Annotated in this window: 25 protein-coding genes; 10 read left to right on the plus strand and 15 right to left on the minus strand. The window is 50.3% G+C overall.

Features of this window, described 5'->3' with window-relative positions; translation table 11 throughout:
* The first annotated feature begins 5 nt into the window (after positions 1 to 5).
* Positions 6 to 1775, plus strand: coding sequence for an N-acetylglutaminylglutamine amidotransferase (locus MJX74_RS04040; protein WP_240221085.1), 1770 nt, complete (start codon positions 6 to 8; stop codon positions 1773 to 1775).
* A gap of 80 nt (positions 1776 to 1855) precedes the next feature.
* On the opposite strand, the gene MJX74_RS04045 is transcribed toward MJX74_RS04040, so the two are convergent.
* Positions 1856 to 2308: a ferritin-like domain-containing protein gene (locus MJX74_RS04045; RefSeq protein ID WP_240221087.1), complete on the minus strand. Its 453-nt coding sequence runs from the start codon at positions 2306 to 2308 to the stop codon at positions 1856 to 1858.
* Positions 2309 to 2664: 356 nt separating this feature from the next.
* On the opposite strand from MJX74_RS04045, the gene MJX74_RS04050 reads away from it, so the two are divergent.
* Entirely contained in the window at positions 2665 to 3717 is a 1053-nt protein-coding gene (locus MJX74_RS04050; RefSeq protein WP_240221089.1) for an aldo/keto reductase, read from the plus strand.
* A gap of 22 nt (positions 3718 to 3739) precedes the next feature.
* On the opposite strand, the gene dinF is transcribed toward MJX74_RS04050, so the two are convergent.
* The 4 genes from dinF to MJX74_RS04070 form a co-directional block, all read right to left on the minus strand.
* On the minus strand, positions 3740 to 5059 hold the full coding sequence (gene dinF / locus MJX74_RS04055; RefSeq protein WP_240221091.1) for an MATE family efflux transporter DinF: 1320 nt from the start codon (positions 5057 to 5059) through the stop codon (positions 3740 to 3742).
* 145 nt (positions 5060 to 5204) lie between these two features.
* Positions 5205 to 7226 carry a phosphocholine-specific phospholipase C gene (locus MJX74_RS04060; protein WP_240221093.1) on the minus strand — a complete coding sequence of 674 codons (2022 nt, stop codon included), beginning with the start codon at positions 7224 to 7226 and terminating at the stop codon, positions 5205 to 5207.
* A gap of 87 nt (positions 7227 to 7313) precedes the next feature.
* The gene (locus MJX74_RS04065) at positions 7314 to 9659 is read right to left on the minus strand and encodes a TonB-dependent receptor (RefSeq protein ID WP_240221095.1); all 2346 of its coding nucleotides are present in this window, start codon (positions 9657 to 9659) and stop codon (positions 7314 to 7316) included.
* 154 nt (positions 9660 to 9813) lie between these two features.
* Positions 9814 to 10758, minus strand: coding sequence for an alpha/beta fold hydrolase (locus tag MJX74_RS04070; RefSeq protein ID WP_240221097.1), 945 nt, complete (start codon positions 10756 to 10758; stop codon positions 9814 to 9816).
* A gap of 123 nt (positions 10759 to 10881) precedes the next feature.
* Between MJX74_RS04070 and MJX74_RS04075 the strand changes: the two genes are divergently transcribed.
* A complete protein-coding gene (locus MJX74_RS04075; RefSeq protein ID WP_240221099.1) occupies positions 10882 to 11478 on the plus strand; it encodes a CGNR zinc finger domain-containing protein in 597 nt (198 codons plus the stop codon).
* A 169-nt stretch (positions 11479 to 11647) separates the two neighbouring features.
* A complete protein-coding gene (locus MJX74_RS04080) occupies positions 11648 to 12862 on the plus strand; it encodes an MFS transporter (RefSeq protein ID WP_240221101.1) in 1215 nt (404 codons plus the stop codon).
* Positions 12863 to 12934: 72 nt separating this feature from the next.
* Here MJX74_RS04080 and MJX74_RS04085 read toward each other — a convergent pair whose 3' ends face one another.
* From MJX74_RS04085 to MJX74_RS04095, 3 genes are all read right to left on the minus strand, one after another.
* A complete protein-coding gene (locus MJX74_RS04085; protein ID WP_240221103.1) occupies positions 12935 to 13651 on the minus strand; it encodes a helix-turn-helix domain-containing protein in 717 nt (238 codons plus the stop codon).
* A 250-nt stretch (positions 13652 to 13901) separates the two neighbouring features.
* A complete protein-coding gene (locus MJX74_RS04090; RefSeq protein WP_240221105.1) occupies positions 13902 to 14252 on the minus strand; it encodes a VOC family protein in 351 nt (116 codons plus the stop codon).
* Between the two features lie 47 nt (positions 14253 to 14299).
* Entirely contained in the window at positions 14300 to 15151 is an 852-nt protein-coding gene (locus tag MJX74_RS04095) for a LysR family transcriptional regulator (protein ID WP_240221107.1), read from the minus strand.
* A 161-nt stretch (positions 15152 to 15312) separates the two neighbouring features.
* On the opposite strand from MJX74_RS04095, the gene MJX74_RS04100 reads away from it, so the two are divergent.
* Complete coding sequence (locus MJX74_RS04100; protein ID WP_240221109.1) at positions 15313 to 16017, plus strand: FMN-dependent NADH-azoreductase; 705 nt, start codon at positions 15313 to 15315, stop codon at positions 16015 to 16017.
* Entirely contained in the window at positions 16010 to 16498 is a 489-nt protein-coding gene (locus tag MJX74_RS04105; protein WP_240221111.1) for a nucleoside deaminase, read from the plus strand. Before MJX74_RS04100 ends, MJX74_RS04105 begins: the two co-directional genes overlap by 8 nt.
* A gap of 66 nt (positions 16499 to 16564) precedes the next feature.
* Here the strand turns inward: MJX74_RS04105 and MJX74_RS04110 are convergent, their stop codons facing one another.
* Both MJX74_RS04110 and MJX74_RS04115 read right to left on the minus strand, forming a co-directional pair.
* Positions 16565 to 16936, minus strand: a complete 372-nt coding sequence (locus MJX74_RS04110; protein WP_240221113.1) for an iron chaperone — start codon at positions 16934 to 16936, stop codon at positions 16565 to 16567.
* Between the two features lie 158 nt (positions 16937 to 17094).
* The gene (locus MJX74_RS04115) at positions 17095 to 18006 is read right to left on the minus strand and encodes a LysR family transcriptional regulator (protein ID WP_240221115.1); all 912 of its coding nucleotides are present in this window, start codon (positions 18004 to 18006) and stop codon (positions 17095 to 17097) included.
* Between the two features lie 117 nt (positions 18007 to 18123).
* Between MJX74_RS04115 and MJX74_RS04120 the strand changes: the two genes are divergently transcribed.
* Positions 18124 to 18762 carry an NAD(P)-dependent oxidoreductase gene (locus MJX74_RS04120; protein WP_240221116.1) on the plus strand — a complete coding sequence of 213 codons (639 nt, stop codon included), beginning with the start codon at positions 18124 to 18126 and terminating at the stop codon, positions 18760 to 18762.
* Positions 18763 to 18782: 20 nt separating this feature from the next.
* On the opposite strand, the gene MJX74_RS04125 is transcribed toward MJX74_RS04120, so the two are convergent.
* Genes MJX74_RS04125 through MJX74_RS04135 form a run of 3 tightly spaced genes read right to left on the minus strand, consistent with a single transcriptional unit; the run spans position 18783 to position 19887 of the window.
* Positions 18783 to 19211, minus strand: coding sequence for a DUF3429 domain-containing protein (locus tag MJX74_RS04125; RefSeq protein ID WP_240221117.1), 429 nt, complete (start codon positions 19209 to 19211; stop codon positions 18783 to 18785).
* A complete protein-coding gene (locus MJX74_RS04130; RefSeq protein ID WP_240221118.1) occupies positions 19211 to 19540 on the minus strand; it encodes a hypothetical protein in 330 nt (109 codons plus the stop codon). The genes MJX74_RS04125 and MJX74_RS04130 overlap by 1 nt, the downstream gene beginning before the upstream one ends.
* Before the next feature lie 2 nt (positions 19541 to 19542).
* Positions 19543 to 19887 (minus strand): thiol-disulfide oxidoreductase DCC family protein, encoded by a 345-nt coding sequence (locus tag MJX74_RS04135; protein WP_240221119.1) that lies wholly within the window; start codon positions 19885 to 19887, stop codon positions 19543 to 19545.
* A 173-nt stretch (positions 19888 to 20060) separates the two neighbouring features.
* Here MJX74_RS04135 and cueR point away from each other — a divergent pair, with 173 nt between their 5' ends.
* Together cueR and MJX74_RS04145 are read left to right on the plus strand one after the other, a co-directional pair.
* Positions 20061 to 20459 carry a Cu(I)-responsive transcriptional regulator gene (gene cueR / locus MJX74_RS04140; RefSeq protein ID WP_240221120.1) on the plus strand — a complete coding sequence of 133 codons (399 nt, stop codon included), beginning with the start codon at positions 20061 to 20063 and terminating at the stop codon, positions 20457 to 20459.
* Positions 20460 to 20480: 21 nt separating this feature from the next.
* Positions 20481 to 22739: a heavy metal translocating P-type ATPase gene (locus tag MJX74_RS04145; RefSeq protein WP_240221121.1), complete on the plus strand. Its 2259-nt coding sequence runs from the start codon at positions 20481 to 20483 to the stop codon at positions 22737 to 22739.
* Between the two features lie 39 nt (positions 22740 to 22778).
* Here MJX74_RS04145 and MJX74_RS04150 read toward each other — a convergent pair whose 3' ends face one another.
* Entirely contained in the window at positions 22779 to 23714 is a 936-nt protein-coding gene (locus MJX74_RS04150; protein ID WP_240221123.1) for a sodium-dependent bicarbonate transport family permease, read from the minus strand.
* A gap of 130 nt (positions 23715 to 23844) precedes the next feature.
* Here MJX74_RS04150 and MJX74_RS04155 point away from each other — a divergent pair, with 130 nt between their 5' ends.
* Positions 23845 to 24777 carry a LysR family transcriptional regulator gene (locus tag MJX74_RS04155; protein ID WP_240221125.1) on the plus strand — a complete coding sequence of 311 codons (933 nt, stop codon included), beginning with the start codon at positions 23845 to 23847 and terminating at the stop codon, positions 24775 to 24777.
* A 58-nt stretch (positions 24778 to 24835) separates the two neighbouring features.
* Here the strand turns inward: MJX74_RS04155 and MJX74_RS04160 are convergent, their stop codons facing one another.
* A complete protein-coding gene (locus MJX74_RS04160) occupies positions 24836 to 26692 on the minus strand; it encodes a M1 family metallopeptidase (RefSeq protein WP_240221127.1) in 1857 nt (618 codons plus the stop codon).
* Between the last annotated feature and the right edge of the window lie 106 nt (positions 26693 to 26798).

The raw sequence follows: 26798 nt of genomic DNA on the forward strand, positions 1-26798 counted from the left end.
TAAGTATGTGCGGAATAGCAGGAGAAATCAGATTTAACGGGAAGGCATCAACGCATTATGTTGATGCAATGTTAGAAGTGCTGGCGGCGCGAGGCCCCGATGGCAGAGGCGTAGCAGCACAGGGTAATGTGTGTTTTGGCCATCAGCGCCTTAAAGTCATTGATTTAACCGCTGCCGGGGCGCAGCCGATGCATGATGCCGGGCTTGGGCTAACGATAGTGTTTAACGGTTGTATTTATAACTACAAAGCACTGCGCCATGAGCTGGAGCAACTGGGGCATCAGTTCTTCTCTACCAGTGATACTGAGGTTATTTTAAAAGCCTACGCGCAGTGGCAAGAGCACTGCCTGACAAGGTTTAATGGCATGTTTGCCTTTGCTATCTGGCACCGTGATAGCAACAGCACCTTTTTCGCCCGTGACAGGCTGGGTATTAAACCCCTGTATTATCATCATAACGGCAATGGGTTGTGGTTTTCATCTACCTTACCCTCGTTACTAAAGTGTGCCGAGGTACCCAGCCAGCTTAACCCGCTGGGAGTGCATCAATATATGTCGTTTCGCGCTATTGTCGGCGCCGACACCTTGTTTAGCAGCGTGTATAAGCTGCTGCCGGGGCATTGGCTGAAAGTCAGTGCTGATGGCGGCTTACAGCAGGGCAGCTATTGGCAGTTGCATGCCGACGTGGATAACAGTAACCAGCGCAGCGAGCAGGATTGGCAGCAAGCTTTGAAAGAGGCGTTGTTTACCAGTGCCAAACGCCGGTTAGAGGCCGATGTACCGGTTGGGGTATTATTGTCCGGTGGGCTTGATTCTTCGTTACTGGTTGGCATGCTTAGCGAGCTGGGACAAAAGCAGCTGTATACCTTTTCTATTGGCTTTGACAATGTGGCAGAAGAAGAAGGCAACGAATTTAAATATTCCGACATTATTGCCAACCACTACGGCACCCAGCACCACAAAATTCATGCCCGTCATAGCACCTTACTTAACCATCTGCGTCCCTGTATCGATGCGATGTCAGAGCCGATGGTAAGCCATGATGTAATTGGTTTTTATCTACTGGCACAAGCAGTAAGCCAGCACGTTAAAGTGGTGCAAAGCGGGCAGGGCGCCGATGAAGTGTTTGCCGGGTATCACTGGTATCCGCCGATGACCGATGCCACTGACAGCAACGCAGCACAGCGCTATGCCGATGCTTATTTTTCCTGGGACGAATCGCAGTTATCGCAGGTAATGGCGCCTGAGTTCTGCCTTCGTAATTATTCGCTAAATTATATTCAGCAGTATTTTGCCAGCTGTGATGCACGCCTGCCGGTAGATAAAGCATTACATCTGGATACTACCGCTATGCTGGTAGACGATCCGCTGAAACGGGTCGACAACATGACCATGGCATTTGGCCTGGAAGCGCGGGTACCGTTTTTAGATCACGAACTGGTAGAACTGGCATTTCAGATGCCACACCCGCTGAAGCTACGTGACGGTGGTAAATATTTATTAAAACAAGTGGCCAGAGAGATTATTCCGGCTGGAGTGATTGACCGGCCCAAAGGTTATTTCCCGGTACCTGCGCTACGTAAAATGCAGGGCGAATATCTGCAGCTGGCCAAAGAAGTATTCAGCCAGCCCGCAGCGCGCCAGCGCCAGCTATTTAATATGGATTACATTGACACTATGTTAGCGCAGCCAGAGCAATTCACCGGCCGGTTTGGTTCTAAGTTGTGGCAGGTCACATTGCTGGAAATGTGGTTGCAGCAGCATAATATTCAGTAACTGATAGTAAGTAGCAGATAATAAAAAGCCCCGGCGGCTTTAGCAGACGCAGGGGCTTGGTCAGCAATTACATTAATGCTTTAGTGGCGGGTTGATTTTTTCAGCGCCCGCATTTCGTCATGGCATTCTTGCATAGTTGCCATAGATTGCAGCAGTGCTGCTTCATATTGCGGCGGCTGTTTTTCTTTCAGCGCAGCCCGGAATTCTTCAAGGGTTTTGTCCTCAACTTCTTCCAATTGGCTGATATAAGTGTGATCTTTGTCTGAAGACATCGCGCCAATCACTTTGGTATACACTTTACGGGCTTCAACTGAAAAGGCTGAACCTTCTTCGCGCTTACCATCATCTTTAATGGCAAACGGCTGTAACTGCTCTTTTACCGTGCGACGCGCATTTACCATGCGATCGAAAAACTGAACCAGATGTTGATCTTCAACTTTTTCTTTGGCATCGCTGTAGAATTCTATGCCGCTGTTCAGTACCTGAATAATATCGGATACATGCTTCATATCTGGGGTATTTAACTGTGCCATAGTAGGTTCTCCTTAATAAGTAAAACTTCAACGGCAACCCATATTGGTTACCGGTAGTGAACGTGTCCAGGCAGCAGGACAATAGTACAGTTGCAGTATGTGGGCCAGACTGAAAAACAACGCAAAAATAAGGCGGGAATTATTTTTAATTAATTGATTTTAAACAGTTAATTTGATGTCTGTCTTTTTGGGTGGAGCTCGCACGTTGCCGGTTAGCCAGAATATCCAAACGTATTTATTTCATATTTTTATTAACATACAGGTAATTCTTACCTCCCGGTTGCCTGTGCCTGGCTATTGGGCTAAGGTGCCGCACAGGTGATCAAAGCCGGTGTACAGAAGATAAAGAGGCCGTTATGCAATATTCCGTTTTAGGCAACAGTAAGCTTAACGTATCAAGAGCGTGTTTAGGTAGCATGACCTGGGGTTGTCAGAACAACCAAACTGATGCCGACACCCAGCTTAACTATGCGCTGGCGCAAGGCGTAAATTTTATTGATACCGCTGAAATGTATGCTATTCCGCCTACTGCCGACACCTACGGCAGCACAGAGCGTATTATTGGCAACTGGCTTAGCCGTAACCGCAGCAAACGCAGTGATATTGTGTTGGCAAGCAAAATGGCAGGTAATGGCCTGGCGCATGTGCGCGGTGGCGGCGATATGACTCCGGCTACCTTGTTGCAAGCGGTGGATGCGTCACTTCAGCGTTTAGAAACCGACTATCTCGATTTATATCAGCTGCACTGGCCCAACCGGGTGTCGCCACATTTTGGCAAGCATCATGTTGGCCGCATTGGTTTTTCTGCCGTTAACAGTGAGCAGCAAACCGAGCAGATACTGGGTTTGCTGCAGGCGCTGGATAGTTGTGTTAAATCCGGTAAGATCCGCTTTTGCGGCTTATCGAACGAAACGCCCTGGGGTATTAGCCAATATCTGCAGTTAAGCGCACAGCACACACTGCCGCGCATGGTATCCATTCAGAATGAATTTAGCCCGCTGCACACCAAAGACTGGCCCTATTTAATTGAGCAGTGTGTGCACGAAAACATTGCCTACTTACCCTGGTCGCCGTTGGCAGGCGGTGCTTTAAGCGGCAAATATCTGAATGGCGCCCGCCCATCCGGTGCACGCTGGAGTATGTTGCAGCGCAACGGTTTGTTTCGCGATACGCCGCAGTCGAACAGCGCCATAGCGACGTTTACTGAATTAGCACAAAGCCATAATGTCAGTGCCACCAGTCTGGCGTTGGCGTGGGTTAATAAAGTCGAGGGGGTTACCTCTACCATTATCGGCGCTACCGATATGGCGCAGCTACAGCAGAATATCGCGGCGTTTAGCCTGCCGTTAACCCAGGCCATGCTGGATGATATGGCGCTGTTTTTACAACAACACCCGGCGCCGTTTTAGCGACCAGCAGCGCTGACGCTTTTTACTTAAACAATACCGCCGCGCCACGGCGTAGCGGCCAGGCCAGCGTAAGGCCGCGCAGCAGCATAAATACGCACAGGGCAAACCACAACGCATGGTTGCCGGCGCTTTGCGCCAGTGCGTAACACAGGGCAAAGCCGCCGAAAGACAGTAACATGCTGTTACGCATGCTGCGCCCTTGTGTAGCACCGATATAAATGCCATCCAGCAGGTAGCTCCATACCGCCACTAAGGGCAGGGCAATAAGCCAGGGCAAGTAAACTGCCGCAATGTGTTGCACCTCTGTAATAGAAGTAAGCAGTGCAATCAGCGTCGGGCCGCGCAGCCAAAACAGCAGACTAAACAATACCGCCAGCAACAGGCCCCACTGCGCCAGTATGGCAAACAGCAGCTGCAATTCACTGTGATCTCTGGCGCCCACCGCTTTTCCGGTCATGGCTTCGGCGGCATAGGCAAAGCCATCCAGCGCGTAAGACACCAGCATTAAAAAGCTCAGTAGCACGGCATTGGCGGCTACTACGCTATCGCCAAAGGCAGCACCGCGAAAGGCGATAAACACAAATACCAGTTGCAGGCACAGGCTGCGGATAAAAATATCGCGGTTTAGCGCAAATAAACGGCCGTAGCCGCTAAGTTGTTGCAGGTTTAGCAGGCTTACCGTGCCAAGCTGCTGTTGCCGCCACAGCCGGCGCAGTAAATATAACCCCAGCAGCAAGGTACTGTAATCGGCAATTACCGACGCTGCCGCCACACCGGCCACATTCCAGCCAAAACCCGGTACAAATAGCAAGTCCAGCACGATATTCAGGCTTTGGTTCCACAGCAGTAGCCACATGGGGTAGCGGGCATTGTGCAGGCCTAAAAACCAGCCCAGCAACACCATATTCAGCAGCGCCGCCGGCGCACTCCAGATGCGGATTTGAAAATAAATACCGGCTTGCTCCAGCACGTCGCTGCCGGCATTGCTGAACAACTGCACCAGCGGCATAACCGCCGGGTGCAGCACTAATAACAGCAGGGCCAGCACCAGCGCTACCAGCCCGGCCTGCAACAGGCTATTGCGTATAGCATTGGCATCTTCTGCGCCAAACGCCTGCGCCGTTAAGCCGGTGGTGCTCATGCGCAAAAAGCCCAGCAGTAAAAACAACAGGCTGATAAGGCTGCTACCCAGCGCCACACCGCCCAAATACCACGGGTGTTCAAGGTGGCCAACCACGGCGGTGTCCACCAGGGATAGCAGCGGAATAGTCAGGTTAGAGGCAATCATCGGCAGGGCAATTAACAGCACCTGTTTTTGTTTGGGCAGGAAGAGATTCAGCAAAGCGTGTGTTTCATCAAGCAGTTATAAGTGTTTTGTATACTAACATAGGCATGGAATGCTTTGTTGCCGGACAATTAGCTGTAATGTCATTTTAAAGCAGCAGCCGGCACCGTTTCAGGTGCCGAGTGGCTGGCGGTATAAATTACTAAGATGGTAGACGCCCGGCAAACTGCCGCATAACGCTTTTTTCCTGGTTTAACACTGTTATGTCGTAGCATTTGTTTTCATCAGGTTTGATAGTTACAACACTGTTGGAGGGTAGCGGTATCAATTTATCTGATTGCCCGACATAGTAGTAAAGTCCGTTAATCGTTGTACTCAATTCCAGGCTGTTACGCTGACGCTCGAGTTTGATCTGGCCATTACCTGTTTCACCTTTAATACGACGATGAAACCCCTCTGGCCCCATCAACTGTATATCAAAGCGGCCATTGTGACGTAACCACTCTGCATCAAGCTTATTGTTACCCGCGAGGGTATAGCGTTTAGGTATTGCGTCAAGATTTAACCTGTCGTAAATATGTACTACCAGCGCTCTGCTACCACGATTATGTAGCTCTATCTTTGACAAGCGTTGTTGTTCATCTGACTTTTCGGTGACTTCCAAATTGTATAATGATGGACATTTCTTTTTCTGGCCAATGTGTTGTTTTACCGGTAACGGGTGTTCCGGAACAGGTGGCAGCGTGCGTTCTGTATAGGTGGCTGCCCGCACCGCATCCTGATAAGGCTCGGGTAACATAGGAAACTGCGCGTTATTAGGATCGGCAAAATTAAACGCGCTGAGAAAATCACCACAAACCGCTCTTCTCCAGGCACTGATATTGGGCTCAGCTACACCAAAACGTAGTTCGAGAAAGCGAATAACGGAAGTATGGTCCAGCACTTCTGAGCAAACCTTACTTCCCCGGCTCCAGGGCGAAACAACATAGGCAGGTACTCTGGGGCCTAAGCCATAGGGACGCGCCTTTAGCGCCTCACGTTCTTGCTTTTGATCAGCGAGAGAGGTATGTAAGTGATATTCACCTAAAGTACTAATCTGTGAGTGACCCGCGAAACTGTCCGGTTTTTGGGGATCAACTGAGGGTGGAGCCGGCGGTGGTACATGATCAAAGAAACCGTCATTTTCATCAAACATGATAAACAGTACCGTTTTGGCCCACACCTGCGGATTTGCTGTTAACGCATCAAGCACATCAGCAGTATAGGCAGCACCCTGAGCCGGGCTTGAAGGGCCCGGATGCTCTGAACCTGCCGCCGTAGCAATGATGTACGAGACGGCAGGCAGTTTATCGTTTAATACATCCTGCTTTAACTGAGCCAGGGTTCGCGTGCTCAAGGCGCGCTTTCGCAGTTCATCATTTGCGTCCGGGCGCAGTGCTGCAGCATCCCGGTATGCTTTGAAACCCACCAGCGGATTGTCAGTAAAATTATCCTCCATATCCTGATAAATCATCCAGTCTATGCCAGCTGCTTGCAGCCGCTCCGGATAGGTAGTCCAGGTATAATCGTCTGCGGCACCACCTTTTTCCGGCAGATTATCGTGAGAATTACCAATAGCAGGACCACCATTTTTCGCTAAGCCATCATTGGTACCTGACCACAGAAACAGCCGGTTCGGATTGGTGCCGCCCTGAAAAGAGCAATGATAGGCATCACATACTGTAAATGCATTGGCCAGAGCGAATTGAAAAGGGATGTCTTGCTGCTCAAAATAGCCCATTGAATGAAGTTGTTTAGCATCAGGCCAGTGGTCCAGCCGGCCATTATCCCAGGCAAGCTGTGCATCTGGCCAGGAGTGCGGTGTTCCTTCAACGCGCATATGTTCGAAATGACGCCTTGCGTTAAGGGGAAATGGCGCAATGTGTTTGGGTCCTGGTTGAGAAGTATTGTGCTGAGTAAATACATCATTCTCTGCCACACCATCTACCGATTTTACCGGTGCCGGGTACGGATCTGAAAAGCCTCTGACACCTTGCATAGTTCCGAAATAGTGATCAAAAGAGCGATTTTCCTGCATAAGAATGACGACATGTTCAACATCTTCGAGAGTACCGGTACGTACGTTGGCGGGGATGCTCAATGCCCGGGTTATTTGTGGATAGGCCATAGCCAGCCCGGTAACAGTACTGCCAACCAGAAACTGTCTCCTGCTTATATGTTTCATATTATTTCCTACTACGAGAGATACAGATGCGTCAGATAAAAAGACCGCTGCCACGTGCAAAATGGCAACGGCGTTGATGGTTAATGCCTAAAAATCTGCAGTGATTGACAACGTCACTGTGCGCGGGGCTGCCGGGAAAACAGAGCCGCTGTACACACCACTGATAAACTCCCGGTCAAATAAGTTATTCACGTTTAGCCGGGCAGATAAACCTTTAAGACTTTTTGAAACATCGCCCAGATCTACGCCAACATATAAGTCTGACACCGTGTAGGATGGTGCAACTTCAAGGTTATCGTAATTGATATATCGGTCACCCACATAACGTACTGACATACCTGCACTTATCACGTCACCCATGTAATCAGCCGCTATTACAAATTGTGTTTCGGGCGAGCCATGTACGTGATTGCCCGGTACAACCTCAGCTTCTTCATCCAGAGCATCAGAACCGGTTCCAACAAAAGTTGCATTGTTGTATGTGTACGAACCGGAAAGTCTGAAGCCATTGCCTAGATGATAAGACGCCAGTGCCTCAACACCGTTACTTTCGATACCACCCAGGTTATAGTACACACCGTCCAGCTCGCTAAGATAGTCGATTCCGGTAACAGCGCCGTCTTCAACAAATACAATCCTGTTTTCAAAGGTAATATCGTAATACGTCAGAGCAAAACGTAAATTTTGTTCCTCGTACCTAAGCCCCAGTTCAATATTTTCAGCGGTTTCTGGTTTAATCCTGGACAGCCCTTCGGCAGATGAGCCTCCCACTCGGTCTTTGCTGATAGCTGAGAAGTTCTCTGAGTAACCGGCAAATACTTCTAAACCATTAAGTGGTGTTAAGTAGTTAAGACCAAAAGATATCAGTGGATCTGAGCTGGATGAATGCGATACCGGCTCATCAGAGCCTATTGGCTGATGGTAGTCTGTATCAACCTTAAACTTTTTAACGCCAAGACGGGCGGTAACACTGCCTATTTCTGCAACCTCTTCCAGATAATACATAACCTCATCAATTTGATATTCGCTTTCATACTGCACCCAGTATGGTTTGGCATCAAAAGCCGGGCCTACCAAAACGTTGGTTATTTTATGCCAGTCACGTATGCTGGACGACTCTCCATCTTCATACCAAATACCGCCGCGCAAAGTATTGTTAATGCTGCCCAGGCTAAAGTTGTACGTGACATCAGCAGTCAATCCGAGCCGGTCGTTAACATAGTGGGTGTGGCGATAAGACATTACCGGTAGCACATTATTAGCATAACAAGCACGGTCATTATCTTTGTTAAAGCCAAAAGTAGGGGTGCAGTTTTGGTTTGGCGTAGCGCTACTACCATCAGGATTCACAAAAAAGAACCGATCAATTTGGCTACCACCATATACCGTCTCACCGCCCAGAAACTCAGATTGAGGTAAACCAGGACCGTCATCTTTAACATTTACCAAATACGGTGGCACCCAATCGCCACGGCCTTTCATACGATGTTTGTAGAATGCAGTTTGAAAATCAACAGTACCGAAGTCTTTTTCTACTTTAGCGTAGGCAAACGTATTCTCCCGCAGTGCTCTCCATCCGTCCCGGTAGTACTCATTTATCACCGGGTTATCAGTCCAGTTCATGTGCAGCGCGTCATTGCGCGGGTTGTTGTTAAAATCTTCCAGCGAGATGGTTTCAAACTCGTGCTCATTAGCATCATTGTAGGAAATAAAACCTGTCAGCTTATAGCCATTTATCTCCGAAGTGATTTTGGCCAGAGCGTAATCACGGGTAACTGTGGCGGCATCATTTATCCAGTCTTTTACCGATGATGTCGAGGCGCTGACAAAGGCATAAGTGTCCCTGGCTATTTCTCCCGTGTCGTAACGCACGTAATATTTGCGTGCATCTTGATCGCCGGCCGCGGCCACAAAGCGAAGCCCGGACTCCTGCTGAGGAGAGCGTGAAATAAAGTTTAACGTACCCCCTAAAGCTTCATTGGAGCGAGAACTGATATCTGCAGTACCCTGGCCCACCTCAACAGTATCAAGATCAAGTACATCAAAGTAACGGTTTGCTTTACTCCCGCCGCCATAACTAGAACCACCATTAGGTAACCCATCAATAGTGGTACCAATTTGATTTGCACCACCACCCGTGTTAAAGCCCCGCATAAAAATAGCTGTCAGCCAATCTGAGGCCCCAAAATAGTCACCCTGCGTCACTAATACACCGGGTAGTTCGTTCAGAACATCATTAACCGACGCTACTGCAGACTGGCGCTCAATCATGGTTTGCGAAACATGAGAAGTCGCATAAGTTTGCTTTTTAGCATGCACCGCAATCTTCTCTATATCCTGCTCATTCTTGACCGCGTTCTCTTCAGCAAAGGCACTTTGGCTGATAATCAACGTAAAAACTGATAAAGCGAAGTTTTTAACAGGGGCTGGCATTTCTTTTTCCTCAGTAAAATTCAGAATGAACTTTATAGAGATCAAAAATGACAACCACATGTGTTTTATATTGAAGTTTTCTGACGTGTTTAATCGCTCAGTATTTTGATTTAACTGAGCGATTAGGTGGCCTTGGCCAGGTATGACGCTATGGCTATTCTGGTTTAGTGTTAATGCTGTGATCCAAAAACTGCAGCATCTGTGTGGCGATTTCACCGCCATGAGTTTCAATGGCGAAATGGCCGGTGTTAAGGAACTGCACCTCAGCGTTTGGGTTATCACGTTTAAAGGCATTGGCGCCTGCCGGCAAAAAGAACGGGTCTTTTTCACCCCAAATAGCCAGCAGCGGTGGCTGGTAACGGCGAAAATAGTCATGCAGCCGGCTGTACTGCTTAATATTGTTGCCATAGTCGACTAACAAATCCAGTTGTACTTCCACGCCAATACGCTCTATTGCTGCGTGGGCCAACTGGTAGGTTTCTGGCGCAATCAGCGACGTATCTGTCACGCCTTCGGTGTACTGCCATTTCAGCATGTCAGCGTTATTAAAGCTGCGCAGTGCTTCACGGTTTTCCGCCGTAGGGTTAGCCCATGCTTTTTGCATATCAGCCCAGCCGGCGCTTAAACCTTCTTCGTAGCCATTGCCGTTCTGGCTAACGATGGCGGTAATTTTTTGCGGGTTGTTTACCGCCAGACGCCAGCCCACCGGAGCTCCGTAATCGAACACGTACAGGGCATAGCGGTCCAGCTTTTTCGCCACGGTGAAGGCGTCAATAACAGCAGCCAGATTGTCGAAACTGTAGCTAAAGTTGACGCCGCTGTTAACCGTAGTTTGGCCAAAACCCGGCAAGTCCGGCGCGATAACATGATATTTCGTTGCCAGTTGCGGTATCAGCTGACGAAACATATACGATGAGGCACCAAAACCATGCAGCAGCAACACTGTAGGTGCCTGTACTGAACCGGCTTCGCGGTAAAACACCTTTACACCCTGTATTTCTATGGTCTGGTGGTGCACCTGTGGCGGATTTTGTGCACTGTTGGCATACAAAGAAGCGGTTAAGCTTGCTGCGGCAAGCAGCATTTTTGGCGTTGTCATGATGGCTCCGTATAGTTTGGCTTGAGATAAATTGAGTAACCATTAAAATTGATTTTTAGTGGTTACAGTGCAAGTCTGACGCACTTGTGCTAACCTGTCAAATTAAATTTTAGGGGTTACTATATGGCTGCTTCTGCAAAACCGCACGACGACAACCTGAACGACGCACCGATGCTGGGTGACCACCTTGCGATGGACCTGCTTAATACCGAAGCGCGTAACGACGACAAGGCCGTTGAATACTGGCACAGTGATGCAGATGTACTGCGCTGGCTTGCACAACACAACATCGTTCCGGCTGCAGGGGGCGGCGCATTCGCTGCGGGTGAATTATTAGCGCAGGCCAAAGCACTGCGCAGCCTTGCCAAAGACTTAATTAGCGCGTTTAAAGCAGGAAAGTCATCAGATATCAGCGGCTTAAATGAGTATCTGCATGCGTACCACAGCACACTGCATTTAGCGCCCGACAATAACGGCAAGCTGGCGTTAAGCCGTATAGCCAGCGGCGCAACTATAGCGTCGCTGCTGGGGCCGGTAGCAGAAGCCGTAGCGCAGTTGTTAGTTGAAGCGAATGTTGAGTTGGTTAAACAGTGCGAACACCCGGACTGTATTTTGTGGTTTTATGATCGCACTAAAGCGCATAAGCGCCGCTGGTGCAGTATGGCGTTATGCGGCAATCGCTATAAAGCGGCGCAGTTCAGAAAAAGAAGCAGTAGCTAAGCTGGCTTACCAAAACAAAAGCGTTATCACGTGGCTATTGCTGTGTGATCCGGTTTAGCACTGCGGTACATGTCGCAGCTAAGCGGCAAACCGGCGCTGGCGGTGAGCTGCTAATGTTCCGATAGTATATACTCGCCGCCTTGTTACATTTACCAGTCGCCGGAGAATTATGACAGGCGTTACCAAGGCTGCGGCGTCTTTAGCTGCAGCACCTGCTGCACTGGCCCTGCCGGTAGTTGGGGCAGTCAGTTTTGTACATTTGCTAAACGATCTGATCCAGGCGGTATTACCGGCCATTTATCCGATGTTAAAACAGCAGTATCTGCTTAGTTTTACCCAGATTGGCCTGATCACGCTGATTTTTCAAATCACCGCGTCGCTGCTGCAACCCGCTGTAGGCTTTTATACCGACAAACACCCTAAACCGGGCTTACTACCGCTTGGCATGGTATTTACGCTGTTGGGCCTGGCAATGCTGAGTATGGTAAACAGCTTTAGCATGTTGCTGCTGGCATCAGCGATGATTGGCCTGGGTTCATCTACCTTTCACCCTGAAGCCTCAAGGGTGGCTCGTATGGCCTCCGGTGGCCGCTACGGTTTGGCGCAGGCGGTGTTTCAGGTGGGCGGTAATGCCGGTTCGGCGCTGGGGCCATTACTTGCAGCCATTATTATCATTCCGCGCGGCCAGGGCAGCATAGGCTGGTTTTGTTTGTTTGCCATTTTGGGCATCATTGTGCTGCAGCGGGTTAGCCGCTGGGTTATTGCCTCACATGCCACGGCGCACAAGCGCAGCAGCGTTGTTGCAGGTAACGGTTTATCGCCGCGGCAAACCAAACAGGCATTGCTGGTATTGGCACTGCTGGTGTTTTCTAAGTATGTGTATATGACTTGCCTGAGCAACTTTTATACCTTTTATCTGATTGAAAAATTTGCCGTATCGGTTGCTGACTCGCAGTTATTTTTATTTCTGTTTTTGGCGTCAGTGGCTGTTGGCACCGTAATAGGCGGCCCGGTGGGCGACAGAATTGGCCGAAAACCGGTTATCTGGGTATCTATTTTAGGCGCCGCGCCGCTTACCTTGCTTTTACCCTACAGCAATCTGTTTGGCGCTGCCGTGCTAACGGTACTGATAGGCCTGGTTATGTCGTCGGCGTTTTCTGCCATCATTGTATTTGCACAGGAGCTGGTACCGGGCAACATTGGTATGATCTCCGGTATTTTTTACGGCATGATGTTTGGCTTTAGCGGCATTGCCGCCGCAGTGCTTGGCATAGTGGCCGACGCCACCAGCATTACCTATATCTTTAAACTATGCGCCTGGTTGCCGCTACTGGGCATGCTGGCAGTATGGCTGCCGGATATGCGGCATAAAAGCGCGCAGTAGCAGCCAAGCTCTATGAGGGCGTTAATGGATTTGCACGGTGTTACGCAGAGTGAATTTGCTAAACGAAACGTGCTACCACTTCCTACTGATATAAAAACAACTGCAGCCGCCCATAATAAACATGGCGCCTAAAGCAATGAAGACGTAATGAGGGGTAGGATTGGGATAGTTTTTTTCTTGTGTGCGATAGAATCGTCTTTTGCCACCGTCAAGGTCGGTATCATAAAATGCGCCACGATCGTAGTTCCAACTGCTTTGTTGATAATCCAGCCTTGAAAACAGTGGGTGTTCTGCCAGTTTTATTCGCTCTGGCTCACTGCGCATTTTTGCTTCAAACCCCCGATAGCCCGGCATTTCGGTAAATAAGGTGATGGGCTCATTTTCTTTGATCAGGCCTTTAGATTCATAAAAATATGACACGTAAGAACCATCTTTCATGACCACACCGGCTGAAAATATCAGACTGCCCAACATAGCCATCACGAGGCCTGCTATCAGCCATTTTCTCTTGTTGGCGCTGTCAACCCTTTTACTGGTAACAATAAACTCGCGCACCATCACAATGTCTTTAAGTCTGTCCAGTTCAGTACTATTTACCTGTTCACTGATTTGTTTAATGCTGAACTGATACACTTGCATCAGCCGATCAAAAATCTCCGCCGAAGGCACGGCTTTGTCGTTTTCCAGCTTTGACAGGTAAGATTGCTCTATTGCTATCCTGTTAGCTGCTTCGGGTTGCGTCCAGCCTGCACTTTCCCGCTGTGTTTTTAAATATTCACCAAATTTCATGCTCTTCTCCTCATTGCTGTAATCAGCACAATATGTTGAATTAACAGCTAAATTCTTGAGTATTCCAGCCAGGAAAGCGAGGTGAATAATAAGTGATATTGATGAATATGCAAAAATATTGATTAATTAAGGGGAGCAGTCGATCAGTCGGGCTGCCCTTAAACACCTCATTGGTAAACGAATCAACCTGATAAATATTTACTTCTATTAATGTTTCCTGATTGAGAGTGATACTGGCCTTATTGCAAGGCTATTGGTGTTGCAGCACATTAATCAACGTACCAAAGGGGTCGCGAATATAAAACCGGCGTACGCCCCAGGGTTCAATCACAGGGCCGTATTCAATTGGAATATGCTTCGCCTTAACTGTTTGCAGCACTGCCTCCAGGTCATCCACTTCAATAGATAGCCCGGGTACCGCAGTGCCAGAGCCACCCTCTGAGGCTATGCTAATTTGTGCAAGCATTTTCTCACCTGAGCTAAAGGTTTTAATCCAGCCGTGGTCCATTACCAGCTCAAGGCCGAAGACAGATTGATAAAATGTTGTGGCGTCAGCAGGGTTTGATGCCGCTATGTTTGCAATGATGCGTTTTACTTGCATTTTTATAGCCTCATATATTTTGTCGCCACAGACAGGCGATACCGATATTACCCATGCAGCAGGCCGGCAATCCAGTTTAAAAAGGTATGGGTATTTCTGCTGTCAAAGCTTGGTTTATCAGGTACGTAGTAACATAAGTCAGATTTGACGGGGGAGGTGCCAAACTGCTGCAACAGGTTGGCGTTTAGCAGTCGCTTCGTCAGGGTTGTCGAACAAAACACCAGGCTGTTTTCTGTCATGGCTTGTTGAATACCAAACAGCTCTTGGTCAAATTTCTTCAGAACAATATTTGCTCCATCCAGGCCATTTGCTGCCAGCCAGGCGGCTAATGGCGGCGCGGGCAAGGCGGCATTTTTCCATTCAGTGGTAAAAAGTGTCACCGGCTCAGCAGACCAGCACGGCGGCTTCATGCCACGAGCACCAAATACGTCGAACAGCTCATGGCTGATAATATCGCCGGGCGCAACGCTTGTGGCGTCACCGTAGCGAATAGGAATGATATAGGGTTGGTTATCCACCGCTTCACCTGTTGCTACTTCAACAGCAATATTCGGATAAGCTTGCGAGAATTCCTGCAGGGCAGGGATCAGCAGCATGGCGGCGAATGATGATGTTGTCGTTACCCTTACCACGCTACCGGCTGTTTTAACCTCTGCCAGGGCGTTGTCAATTTTGCGAAAGCCTTCAGTCGTGGCTTTAGCCAGAATTCTGCCGGTTTCGGTTAGTATTATCTGCCTGGTCTGTCGATGAAACAAATTAACATTTAACCGGCTTTCCAGGTTGCTGATGTGGTGCGATACCGCCGTTGGCGTTAGCGACAGCTCTTCTGCTGCCAGTTTAAAACTGCCCCGGCGCGCTGCCGACTCAAATGCTTTGAGCGCCTGTAACGATACCTGCAATGTCACTCTCCTGAACAGCAATGTATTTAGTTTGCTTAGTACACACTATAGATGACTAAAACTCATCTGTTAATGTGTTTTTCTCGTTTGTGCATATTTACCGTTCGATACAACATAGCCTTCGTTGATAACACACAATTTAACTAACGAAGGTAATGAATATGAGCACTATATTGCATATAGATTCGAGCGTAAGAGCGATTACGAACCCAAACCCAAACCACAATTCTATCTCGAAAAATATTGCGCTGCGGTTTATTAATACCTGGCGTGAGATGCGCCCTACAGATGAGTATATCTATCGTGATGTAGGCATGAACCCACCAGGCTTTATTACCCAAGACTGGATAGGCGCCGTGTTTACGCCTGAAGAGAAAAGAACCCCGGCACAAAAAGACATTTTAGCGTTATCGGATCAGTTGATCGCTGAAGTCGCCATGGCCGATATCATTGTCATTTCCACACCAATGTATAACTACGGCATGCCAGCTCAGCTAAAATCCTGGTTCGATCAAGTCGTGCGGATACACAAAACCTTTGACTTCGACCTGGCCCGCGGCGACTTTCCGTTACAACCTTTATTGTCTGGCAAAACACTGGTTACAGTTACTTCCAGCGGAGAATTCGGCTTTGAAAAAGGTGGCATAAGAGAAAATGCCAGCCATTTACAACCGCACCTGCGCACGCTGAGCAAATATTTGGGGGTAGAAACCATCTATGAAATCGCCGCCGAATATCAGGAGTTTGGCGATGATCGGCATAGAACCTCTGTTAGCAATGCCAACAACCGCGCGCACAGCCTGGCGACAGAACTTGCAGATGCTGCCGTAGCGGCATCGTCACAGCGGGAGGCTGTTAATGGGTAATCCTAACCAGCTGCCAGCCCTTACGCAGTGGGGGGAAAGAGCTATTGACCTGGCGATCAGTAATGTAACAGCCGGTGGTTTGCCGTTTTCCGCGGTGATTATTAATCAGCAGGGGCAGGTTATCGGCGAGGGGGTAAATCAGGTGGCCGCACAGCTTGATTGTACCGCGCATGCTGAAATTCAGGCCATAAGAAATGCCTCACAACATGAGAAAAGCGTTTTATTGCAGGGGGCAACCTTAATTGCATCAGGCGAACCTTGTGCACTGTGCTATATGGCCATTCTGCTGGCAAAAATAAGCCGGCTGGTTATCTTAGCCGACAGGCACGAGGCAAAAGCGCATGGGTTTGACTATCTGTGGACTTACGATCATCTAAATAGCAATTCACTGGGGCAGCTCAGGGTCGTCAAGTTAGACACCGACAGAAACACGCTGCCGTTTAAGCTCTGCCAGGTTCGTATGGAAGATACTGGCTTGTAGTGAAGTCTAAATAATCCATACCTCACCGTACAACGGTAACAGGCATCCGGTAGCGGGTGCCTGTTTTTATGCATTAAGATGCTGTTTTCGCCACAGAACCATTCGCATTATCAAATCTTCAGGCATGGCGTTGTTAAGCGGAAACTGCACCGATCCCTTAGCATATTTATAATCGGCTAACTCATCAGCAAAGGCTTCTATGGTAGTGGGGTGGGGATAAAACCCAATATGCTTGGCGTAACCTGCGATCATAATTTGTTGCTCGCGCTTACCGCCAGCAATCAGCGTAAAAGCGGGTATGTTGTAGTTCAGCAGTTGTTCGGTGTCTGGCAGCGCCTTGAGGATCAACGTTCTAACTTGCTCCAGCGCAGCTGCTACCTCGGTGGGTTGATCGGCAATATATTCATCTATGCTTTGGTAAATTTTTTTCTGCACCATTAGTCACGCTCCTGTTTTAGTTTAGTTAGCCATTTGTCGGCATGTTTTACTCTGACGTCCGCTGTTTATCCTGGCGCAGAAGCCTGGTAGTTATCATAGCTTTGTTCTGAACCGGGGTATAATTTTAACCAACCAAATGACATGTATAAGCAGCTCTTTTAAAGCGGATTTGCCGGCTTATAAACCTGATACTGCTGCAAAAAATCAACGAAAGCGGTAACCCGGGCAGGGCGGAAGCGGCCGGGGGGATACACTGCATAAATACCGCCGCTGCTTAAAGACCAATAGGGCAGCACCCTTGTCAGCGCACCTTGCTGCACCAGATCCTTTGCGCTGTAATCGGGTAATACACCAATACCGGCACCAGCGAGCATTAGCGCGGTAATCGTTTGTGTTGAGCTGCTTTTATAAGCGGCGGTTAGCTGTACTTCAACCTGTTGCGTTTTCTGCTGAAGTTGCCAGGTCAGTGGCTGGCGCAGTGCGGTAAAAGCAATAAAGCTGTGCTGGCGTAGCTGCGCGGGAGTAACAGGATTGCCTGCTTGCTGCAGATAGGCAGGTGCAGCAAGCAGCCACTGTTCAAAGTCACCCAGTTTACGTGCTGTCTGGCTGGAGTCGCGCAGCCAGCCGATGCGTATTGATAAATCTATATTTTCTTTTACCGCGTCTTTTACCTGATCACTGCTGCGAAACTCAAATTCCAGCGCCGGGTGCAGCTGGCGAAACGCCACTACTGCCGGGGCCAGCACGCGGTTGGTGTAGTCTTCCGGTGCGCTTAATACCAGCTTGCCCTGCAATACCTTGTCGCTGCTTTGCAATTGCTGTAGCGCTTGTTGCAGCTCGTCCAGCAGTGGCAGGCAATCGCGCAGCAGCTGCTCGCCGGCGCGGGTTAAGCTGAGCTGGCGCGTGGTGCGGCGAAACAGCGCGACCCCCAGTTGCTGCTCCAGCGCTTTTAACTGCAGGCTAATAGTAGTTTTGCTGCAGCCCAGTTGCTCGGCCGCCGCGGTAAAGCTGCCGGCCTGCTGTAAACGCTGCACCAGTTGCAGGCTATTTAAATCCGCTTGATTTGGCATGATTGTTTTAATTTATTAAACAGTGATTTTAATATTAAGCTATTTTTCTATGTTAATCGAGCCGCGATAATGCCTGCACATTAATTGTTAAGACAGCAATCTTGTGAGGAAAACAGTATGGAATTAGTAATTTTAGGTGCATCAGGTTTTATCGGCTCGGCCATTACCGCAGAGGCATTAAGCCGCGGCCACACGGTAACCGCAGTGGTAAACCGGCCGGAGCGCGTAGCGGCTAAAGCGGGCTTAACGGTGGTAGGGCTGGATATTAACGATACGCCGGCGTTAACCAAACTGCTTAGTGGCAAAGCTGTGGTGATCAGTGCCTTTAGCGGCCACGCGCAGCAAGATGTAAAGGGCTATTATTTACAGGCGTTTAATTCGGTATTTAACGCGGCAACGGCAGGCAAGGTCGGCCGTTTGCTGGTAGTCGGTGGTGCGGCAACCTTACTGCTACCCGATGGCAGCCGCTTACTGGATAGCGCGGATTTTCCGGCAGAATACCGTGCTACTGCCGAAGGTGCGGCAGAGGTACTGCAGCAGCTGCGCGGGCAAAGTACGCTCAGCTGGAGCTTTTTATCACCGGCGGCAGAGATTTTTCCGGGCGATAAAACCGGCAACTTCCGGCTGGGGTTAGATAATTTACTTACCGACAGCGAGGGTAAAAGCCGTATTTCTAATGGTGATTATGCTGCAGCTATGCTGGATGAAGTTGAGCAGCCGCAGCATATAAACCGCCGTTTTAGCCTGGCGTATTGATTAGCCGACATTGCCCATAGTTAATGGATTAGCCAATAAAACGACAGATGGCTGGCGCTGACTACCAGCGTCAGCTGATTGCGCAAAGCACGATAGCCTTTGCTGTACTGGCGGTTGATACCGAGGCGGTATTCGGTTAAACGCAGCAGTACAAACAAACAGGCCTGAGCAAGTAAGAAGTATTCAACCGCGGTAAATAAGGCGATAAAACTCAGCACCGGAAAGATTACCGCCGCTATGGCTAAACGGTCGGCTTTTGCAGTGGTTGTAGTGTTGCTATGCAGTACAGGCCACAACACGCCGGCCATAAAGCCTAAAATCAGTGCACTGTACAAGCTGTAGAGCTCAAGTGCCTGTGCCGCACTGAGATAAAAAGGTTGCAGGTACAATAGTGGCAGGGCAATAAAAGGCATTAAGCCGGCATAACCCAACACGGATAAGCGTGACATTATAAGCCCTCCATTAAAATAGCCTGGCGCTCGTCTTCGGTTAAAATACCCACTAACACTGTGCGACGGCGTAGTTTATTCATCCGTTCGCCGCTATCCAGCAGTGCCGCCTTAAACAGTTCCGGCTGGTTAATACAATCTAAAATACTGAACCAGTGAATATAGCCACTATGGCGCAGTAAACCGGCCTGATAACGTTGTTCAAGCGTGTTTAGTACTTGAGCCAGCCGCTCGGGCTCTGCCAGCAGTTTGTCTGCCATGGCGTTGTGCAGGCGTAAAATCTGCGCATTGGTTGCTGCGCTTTGTTTGGTTAAGGTTCGCCGGCGCATGGTTAGAGTGTGCAATCGCCGCTTGAGCAATTACTGCGTTTGGCGGCCCAGTAAGCATAAGCTTTGCTGGCCAGCCAGTAGCAGGGTGGCAGGCGCAACAACGCTACCAGCAAGCTGTGCCCGGCCAGCTGCCAATAGTGCAGGCTGGCGTCGATGCCGATTAAGAAATGATCCTCCCGCCACAAGTGAATTTGTTGCATCATGGCCGCTTTATTTGCCCCGGCAAAGCCGCTAAAGCCCTCTGTGCTGATATCGATAAGCTCTAAATGCGGCTTAAGTTTGGGGGCCAGCCAGTTAATTTCGCGCCGGCATAAAGCACAGCTGCCATCAAAAAACAGTTTTTGCATCTTTTGCCTCTTTTGCACAGCTACGTGCTTAATTGCGCTGTTGGCTAAATACTGTTGCTGCGGTTACGGCTGGCGCGCATTATGGATCAGTGCGTTTAATCACTATTGCTGCTTGACCTTGCCATGATGGTAAGGTTCATACTGCTCTTAATGTGATGCAGCAGGAGACAAAAATGAATATTGGTCAGGCAGCCACGGCAACCGGCCTTAGCGCAAAAATGATCCGCCATTATGAGCAAAGCGGGCTGTTGCAGCCTACGCAGCGCAGCGAGGCCGGTTACCGGCAATACCAGCCAAAAGATATTGAAATACTTAAGTTTATTCGCCGCGCCCGTGTATTGGGCTTTTCACTGGCCGATATTGTCGGCCTGCTGGCACTGTGGCAAAACCCGCAGCGCTCTAACACTGTGGTAAAGCAGGTGGCGCAGCAGCATTTAGCCGAGGTAGAGCTAAAACTGCAAGAGCTGCACGCCATGAAACAAACCTTGCAGCAGATGATAGCGCAGTGTGCTGCCGATGGTGGCGCACACTGTGCCATTTTACAGCACCTGGCGAAGCCAACGCGTAGTTAAACCAGCAGCGGAGACAAACTAATGTCGAAAATAATGTCAAAAATCACGCTTAATATCGGTGATATGCACTGCGGCTCTTGTGTTGGCAAGGTAGAAAAAGCCTTACTGGCGGTGCCGGGCGTGCACTCTGCCAGTGTTAACCTGGCCACCGAGCAGGCGCAGGTAGAGGGCAGCGCCGCTGTGGCGGCTTTAGTGGCAGCGTTACAGGGCGCCGGTTATAAAGCTACAGCGCTGGAGCCAGAGGCGGATAAACAGGCTGCGCAGCAGGATAAAACGGCAAAAAAGCAGGCAGAGCAAGCTCTGTTGCTGCGCGATCTATGGCTGGCTGCTGTATTAACTTTACCGGTATTTATCCTGGAAATGGGTGCTCATCTTGTTCCGGCGTTTCATCACTGGTTAATGGCCACTTTGGGCCAAAGCCTGAACTGGCAACTTCAGGCGGTGCTGACCACGCTGGTGTTGCTGGGGCCGGGCCGACGTTTTATTCAAACCGGTATTCCGTTGCTGTTAAAAGGCCAGCCGGAGATGAATTCTTTAGTGGCGCTGGGCACCTTATCGGCCTGGGGCTTTTCGTTGGTGGCCACCTTTATGCCGCAGCTGCTGCCGGATGGCACGGCGCAGGTGTATTTTGAAGCCGCAGCGGTAATAGTGACACTGATTCTGCTGGGGCGTTACCTGGAAGCGCGCGCTAAAGGCCAAACCGGCGCGGCGATACAGCAGTTACTCAGTTTGCAGCCATCTACGGCAACGCTGCTGATAGACGGCAGCCAGCATAAAGTTGCGCTGGCGCAAATTAAACCCGGCGACCTGTTATTAGTGCGCGCTGGCGAGCGTATTGCGCTGGATGCCAAAGTAGAGCAGGGCGAGTCCTATATCGATGAGTCGATGCTAAGCGGTGAGCCGCTGGCCAAAGCCAAGCAACGCGGTGATGCGGTGTATGCCGGTACGGTAAATAAGCAGGGCGTGCTGCAGGTGCGCGTGAGCAAAGCCGCCGGTGATACCGTGTTGGCACAAATTATTGCTCTGGTGCAGCAAGCGCAAAGCGACAAATTACCCATTCAGTCGCTGGTAGATAAAGTAACGGCGATTTTTGTGCCGCTGGTTATGTTGCTGGCGGCTGTTACTTTTGCCGCCTGGTTGCTGTGGGGGCCACAGCCGGCACTTAGCCTGGCGCTGGTAAATGCTGTAGCGGTACTGATTATTGCCTGCCCCTGCGCCATGGGCCTGGCCACACCGACATCAATAATGGTGGGCACCGGTCGCGCTGCACAGCTTGGCATCTTGTTTCGCCAGGGCAGTGCACTGCAAACGCTGCGCGATTGTAAGGTTATTGCGCTGGATAAAACCGGCACCCTAACCGAAGGTAAGCCGCAACTGACCGACACCTTAATACTGCAACCCGGCCTGAATGAGCAGGCTATGCTGGCGCTGGCCGCGGCACTGGAGCAACAATCTGAGCATCCGCTGGCTGAAGCTTTAGTGGCTGCCGCGGCGGCGCAGCAACTAACATTGCCGCCGGTAAGCGACTTTAAAGTGCACAGCGGCATGGGGGTAAGCGGCACGGTTAACGGCCAACAGGTTGCCATTGGCGCCGACCGTTTTATGCAGCAGCTTAAGCTGGAGGTAACCGCGCTGGCGGCTCAGGCCGATACGCTGGCCAAAAGCGGTAAAACCGTATTGTATCTGGCGCTGGATAACAAGCTTGCGGCAATGCTGGCGGTGGCCGATACGCTAAAACCCGGCTCAGCAGACGCGATAACGGCTATGCACCAGTTGGGCTTAAAAGTGGCAATGATCAGTGGCGACAACCGCCATACCGCTGAAGCGATTGCCAAACAGTTGCAAATTGATACGGTGGTGGCCGAAGTGTTGCCGCAAGGCAAGGTTGATGCCGTAAAACAGCTACGCGCTGAGTTTGGTGCTGTGGCTTTTGTCGGCGATGGTATTAACGATGCACCGGCGCTGGCAGAGGCCGATATTGGCCTGGCGGTGGGTAACGGCACCGATATCGCGATAGAAGCGGCCGATGTGGTGTTAATGCGTGCCGATATTATGGGTGTAGTTAATGCCATAGCGCTTAGCAAAGCCACCTTGCGCAATATCCGCCAGAATTTATTCTGGGCCTTTGGCTATAACGCGCTGCTATTGCCGGTAGCGGCCGGGGCGCTGTACCCGGCCTTTGGCCTGCTATTATCACCCATGCTGGCCGCCGGCGCTATGGCGTTATCCAGCGTATTTGTGGTAACTAACGCGCTGCGGCTGCGCCGCTTAGCGCTTTAACCCGGCAGCTTTAAGCTACCTGGTTTTAACCTGCCCGCGTTAACCGGTTAGCGCTGTGATCCAGCTTAAATAAAGCGGCAGCCCGATCAGTACATTTAGTGGGAAGGTAATGCCCAGAGCCGCCAGCAGGGCCAGGCCGATATCGGCATCAGGTATGGCGGCGCGGATGGCAGCCGGGGCGGCAATATAAGAAGCACTGGCTACCAGTGCCGCTAATATCAGCATACTGCCACTGCTTAACCCCAGCAGCAGGCCCAGGCCAATACCCAGCCAGGCCAGCACAAAGGGCGCCAGCAGCGCAAACAGCATTAGCCGCCATTGTTTAACCGGCAATGGCGAGCATACTTTGGCGGTGCACAGGCCCATTTCCAATAAAAACAGCGCCAGCAGGGTGTTAAAGCCGCCCAGCAATACCGGTGTAATCGCTGATAATCCGTCATGGCCGTATAGCCAGCCAATCAGTAAGCCGCCACCAAGTAGTAACACGCCGCGGCTGGTTAAGGCTTCATGCAGTATGGCTAAAGAGCCCGCCTTACTGCCGTTAACATAACGGTACAACCACAGCATGGTAACAATGGCAGGGAGTTCCAGCAGCACCAGATACAGTGTGGTTTGCGGCTGCATCGGCAAGTTGTGTTGCATTGCCAGCGCCATTGCTACAGCAAAGGTACCGGCGCTTACCGAGCCATAATGCGCCGCAACACTGGCGGCATTGGCGCTGCTAAGGCGCACCAGTTTGCATAGCAGCGGATACAGCATTAGCGGCAGCGCTACGCCGGTGGCGGCAATCAGGCCAAGCTCGGGCAATATTGGCATCAGCGGTACCCCGTGCAGCGCCATACCGCCTTTTAAGCCAAGGGTTAGCATCAATAAAATCGACAGGGTTTCGTATATTGGCAGCGGGACTTTTAGATCTGATTTTACCAGCCCGGCCAGCAGGCCCAGGGCAAAAAACGCTATTACAACATCAGGCATGACACTCTCCGAAAATTAAAACTGGCGCAGTGTGCCGAAAAAGTTTTCTATTGCCTAATTAATAATATCGGTGTTTTATATAGATAATTATCTATGGGTTTATTTGTCGATGTAATTGAAAGAGGGCGTAATGGACGTACGGCAATTAAGTTTTCGCTTGCTGCAGGTGTATATCAAGGTGGTGCAACTGGGTAGTGTTTCCGCCGCGGCGCGGGCACTGTATTTAACCCAACCGACGGTATCGCTGCAGCTGAAAAAACTGTCTGAGGTGTTAAACGAGCCGTTATTGCAAAACCACGCCGGCACCTTGCAACCCACTGCTGCGGGCCAGGCGTTGTATCAGGCGGCCTGCGATGTGTTAAGCCGGTTTGATGATTTAGATAGTGAAATCAGTGAGCTGCATGCCGGGCGGCGCGGCAGCTTAAGCATAGCGGTGGTGAATACCGCGCAGTATTTAATGCCGCGCATTTTGGGGCCGTTTTACCGGCGTTTTCCGCAGATTGAGGTGACCCTGCACATTGGCAACCGCGCGCAAATTTTAAGCCGTTTTGAGCAGCAACAAGACGATATTTACCTGTTTAGCCACCCGCCCGGTGGTGAGCATGTGCTGGCCACACCGATAGTGAAAAACCCGCTGCAGCTTATTGCACCGCTGGATCATTGGGCTGTGGGGCAGCGACAGCTGAGTTTTGCAAAGCTAAAACAAGAGCGGTTTTTACTGCGAGAACCCGGTAGCGCCACACGGATGATGTTTGAAGCCTGGCTTAGCAGCCAAGGGATACAGCTTAGCCACAGTATGCAGATTGAAAGCAACGAAGCGATACGGCTTAGTGTAGCGGCGGGGCTGGGGTTGTCGGTGATTTCCGGCCATACCTTGCTTGAGGGGCGGGAAAAACTGGCGGTGCTGGATGTAGCCGGTTTTCCGCTTAACAGCCATTGGTATCTGGTGCGTAATGCCGATAAACGCTTATCTTATGCCGCGCAGTCGTTAACCGGCTTTATTGCCGCGCATTTGCCAGACTGTATCGAGCCCGACTGGTTGTTAGATGCAGTTAAAGCGTAACAGTGGGGCTGCGGCAAACGCAACACCACTGTTATGGGCTGTTATGCTACGGTTGTAGCTATTTTAGTATTTCATCAACCGAGCCCTGCGCCAGCGGGTGGTAACCGGGGCGGGCTTTTTCGTATACGGCACGGGCAAATGCCAGGCCTTCGGGCGTAGTGGCAAGCTGTTTATACAGCGGAATAATCAGCTTACGCCTGCCAATACCAATCAGATATTGCTCCAGCGGGGCGGCAATTTCCTGATAGCCGGTTTTAAGTGCCAGCAAATACCAGGCATGAGCAATTTCGCTGTTGCCCGATTGCGTCAGGCTATAGGTGGCGTCCAGCTCGGCCAGTTGCTCCGGTGTTATAGTCAGCGGCAGATTATTAATAAAATACAGCCATTCGTGTACTGTCCAGTTGTCGGTAGGCAGGCTGCTTAGCTCACTGTTACCGGCCAGCCAGTTGTTGGCGTGTTGCTGTACCTGATTAAACGCATCTGACTGCGGATCGGGTGTGCCCGCTGGCAAGCCAGACTGGTAAATCCAGCTTTTTGCCTCGTCCAGCGACACTATGCCCGGATATTTTTGCAGTAAGTGGGTATTTAAATAGGTTACAAAGCGTGCGGTATCCAGGCTTTGAAAGGCATGGTCGTCAAAGTACTGCCGTACAAAGGGGTCAAACTTGTCACGGCCGAATTTTTGCTCCAGAAACATTAAAAACAGCTGGCCTTTGGTGTAAGGCACACCGCTAAAAGCGTCATCCGGATCACGGCCGTGCAGGTCAAGATGCAAAATGCTGTCGTTAGCGGGTAGCTCTGCCAGCTCATCTTTTAAACCCTGCACCGATAGTGCTTGTTCCATCACGGCGCGATCGGTACCGAACACTTGCTCCATAATGCGGTTTTCAACATAGGAGGTAAAACCTTCGTTGAGCCATAGATCACGCCAGGTGGCGTTAGTTACCAGGTTACCCGACCAGGAGTGCGCCAGCTCGTGGGCAATTAAATTCACCAGGCTGCCATCACCGGCCACCACGGTTGGGGTAATAAAGCTCAGTACCGGGTTTTCCATGCCGCCAAACGGGAAGCTGGGCGGTAAGATCAGTAAGTCGTAACGGCCCCAGCGGTAGTCACCGTACAGCTGTTCAGTGGCATCGATCATTGCCTGGGTGCTGGCAAATTCTTCGGCCGAGGCGTTAAGAATATAAGGCTCGGCATAAATGCCGGTTTGCTCACTCATGGCTTTAAATTCTAAATCACCGGCGGCTATGGCAATTAAGTAAGCCGGAATAGCCTGCGGCATAACAAACTGGTAATCGCCATCGCGAATCATGCCCGGTTCATTATTGGCACTCATAATAGCCAAAACATCGTCACGGGTTTGAATGCGTGCGCTGTATGTCATGCGCACGGCCGGGGTGTCCTGAATGGGGATCCAACTGCGGGCATGAATGGCCTGGTTCTGGCTAAACATAAAGGGCGTGGTTTTACCGGCGGTTTGCTCTGGCGTTAACCACTGCAGGCCAGAGGCTTTATCGGTAGAGCTGTAGTAAATACGCAGCGTTTGCGCCTGAAAGGTCGGGCTGATTGTAAGCTTGCTGCCCAGCACCGCATCGCGCTGCCCCAGTGTAAAAGGCACTTTTTGCCAGTTACCGTCGGCACGTTTAGCGTAAATACGGTCGATAACCAGATCACGGGTGTCCAGATATACCGTGTTGCCAGTGTTGTTTAGCCAGTTAAGTTGTAAATCGGCAAAGCCGGTTAGGGCTTTTTGCTCAAAGTTAACGGCTAAATCCAGGTGCAGGTGCTTTACTGTTACGGCATCAAAGTTGGCGTAGGTATAGGCATCGGTAGCGGCCAGAGTATCGGTAGCGACAAAAGCATAGCTGCTGCAGAGCAGGGCCGTGCTAAGGGGAAGCAGGCGTACAGACATGGTGTTTCCTTAAAATCGAAAGAAAGCAGAGTGTAAAGGCAAACTCAGGCCAAATACAACTGTACAAATAGTAACAACTTAAACGGCAAAGCTTTGCTGTAATGCG

Origin of the sequence: Rheinheimera hassiensis, from assembly GCF_022436675.1 — a bacterium.
GTDB classification, from domain to species: Bacteria; Pseudomonadota; Gammaproteobacteria; order Enterobacterales; family Alteromonadaceae; genus Alishewanella; species Alishewanella hassiensis.

Coding starts and splice junctions, on each gene's coding strand:
- MJX74_RS04040 (WP_240221085.1), top strand. CDS start 6: ATGTGCGGAATAGCAGGAGAAATCAGATTTAACGGGAAGGCATCAACG.
- MJX74_RS04045 (WP_240221087.1), bottom strand. CDS start 2,308: ATGGCACAGTTAAATACCCCAGATATGAAGCATGTATCCGATATTATT.
- MJX74_RS04050 (WP_240221089.1), top strand. CDS start 2,665: ATGCAATATTCCGTTTTAGGCAACAGTAAGCTTAACGTATCAAGAGCG.
- MJX74_RS04060 (WP_240221093.1), bottom strand. CDS start 7,226: ATGAAACATATAAGCAGGAGACAGTTTCTGGTTGGCAGTACTGTTACC.
- MJX74_RS04065 (WP_240221095.1), bottom strand. CDS start 9,659: ATGCCAGCCCCTGTTAAAAACTTCGCTTTATCAGTTTTTACGTTGATT.
- MJX74_RS04070 (WP_240221097.1), bottom strand. CDS start 10,758: ATGACAACGCCAAAAATGCTGCTTGCCGCAGCAAGCTTAACCGCTTCT.
- MJX74_RS04075 (WP_240221099.1), top strand. CDS start 10,882: ATGGCTGCTTCTGCAAAACCGCACGACGACAACCTGAACGACGCACCG.
- MJX74_RS04080 (WP_240221101.1), top strand. CDS start 11,648: ATGACAGGCGTTACCAAGGCTGCGGCGTCTTTAGCTGCAGCACCTGCT.
- MJX74_RS04085 (WP_240221103.1), bottom strand. CDS start 13,651: ATGAAATTTGGTGAATATTTAAAAACACAGCGGGAAAGTGCAGGCTGG.
- MJX74_RS04090 (WP_240221105.1), bottom strand. CDS start 14,252: ATGCAAGTAAAACGCATCATTGCAAACATAGCGGCATCAAACCCTGCT.
- MJX74_RS04100 (WP_240221109.1), top strand. CDS start 15,313: ATGAGCACTATATTGCATATAGATTCGAGCGTAAGAGCGATTACGAAC.
- MJX74_RS04105 (WP_240221111.1), top strand. CDS start 16,010: ATGGGTAATCCTAACCAGCTGCCAGCCCTTACGCAGTGGGGGGAAAGA.
- MJX74_RS04110 (WP_240221113.1), bottom strand. CDS start 16,936: ATGGTGCAGAAAAAAATTTACCAAAGCATAGATGAATATATTGCCGAT.
- MJX74_RS04115 (WP_240221115.1), bottom strand. CDS start 18,006: ATGCCAAATCAAGCGGATTTAAATAGCCTGCAACTGGTGCAGCGTTTA.
- MJX74_RS04120 (WP_240221116.1), top strand. CDS start 18,124: ATGGAATTAGTAATTTTAGGTGCATCAGGTTTTATCGGCTCGGCCATT.
- MJX74_RS04125 (WP_240221117.1), bottom strand. CDS start 19,211: ATGTCACGCTTATCCGTGTTGGGTTATGCCGGCTTAATGCCTTTTATT.
- MJX74_RS04130 (WP_240221118.1), bottom strand. CDS start 19,540: ATGCGCCGGCGAACCTTAACCAAACAAAGCGCAGCAACCAATGCGCAG.
- MJX74_RS04135 (WP_240221119.1), bottom strand. CDS start 19,887: ATGCAAAAACTGTTTTTTGATGGCAGCTGTGCTTTATGCCGGCGCGAA.
- cueR (WP_240221120.1), top strand. CDS start 20,061: ATGAATATTGGTCAGGCAGCCACGGCAACCGGCCTTAGCGCAAAAATG.
- MJX74_RS04145 (WP_240221121.1), top strand. CDS start 20,481: ATGTCGAAAATAATGTCAAAAATCACGCTTAATATCGGTGATATGCAC.
- MJX74_RS04150 (WP_240221123.1), bottom strand. CDS start 23,714: ATGCCTGATGTTGTAATAGCGTTTTTTGCCCTGGGCCTGCTGGCCGGG.
- MJX74_RS04155 (WP_240221125.1), top strand. CDS start 23,845: ATGGACGTACGGCAATTAAGTTTTCGCTTGCTGCAGGTGTATATCAAG.
- MJX74_RS04160 (WP_240221127.1), bottom strand. CDS start 26,692: ATGTCTGTACGCCTGCTTCCCCTTAGCACGGCCCTGCTCTGCAGCAGC.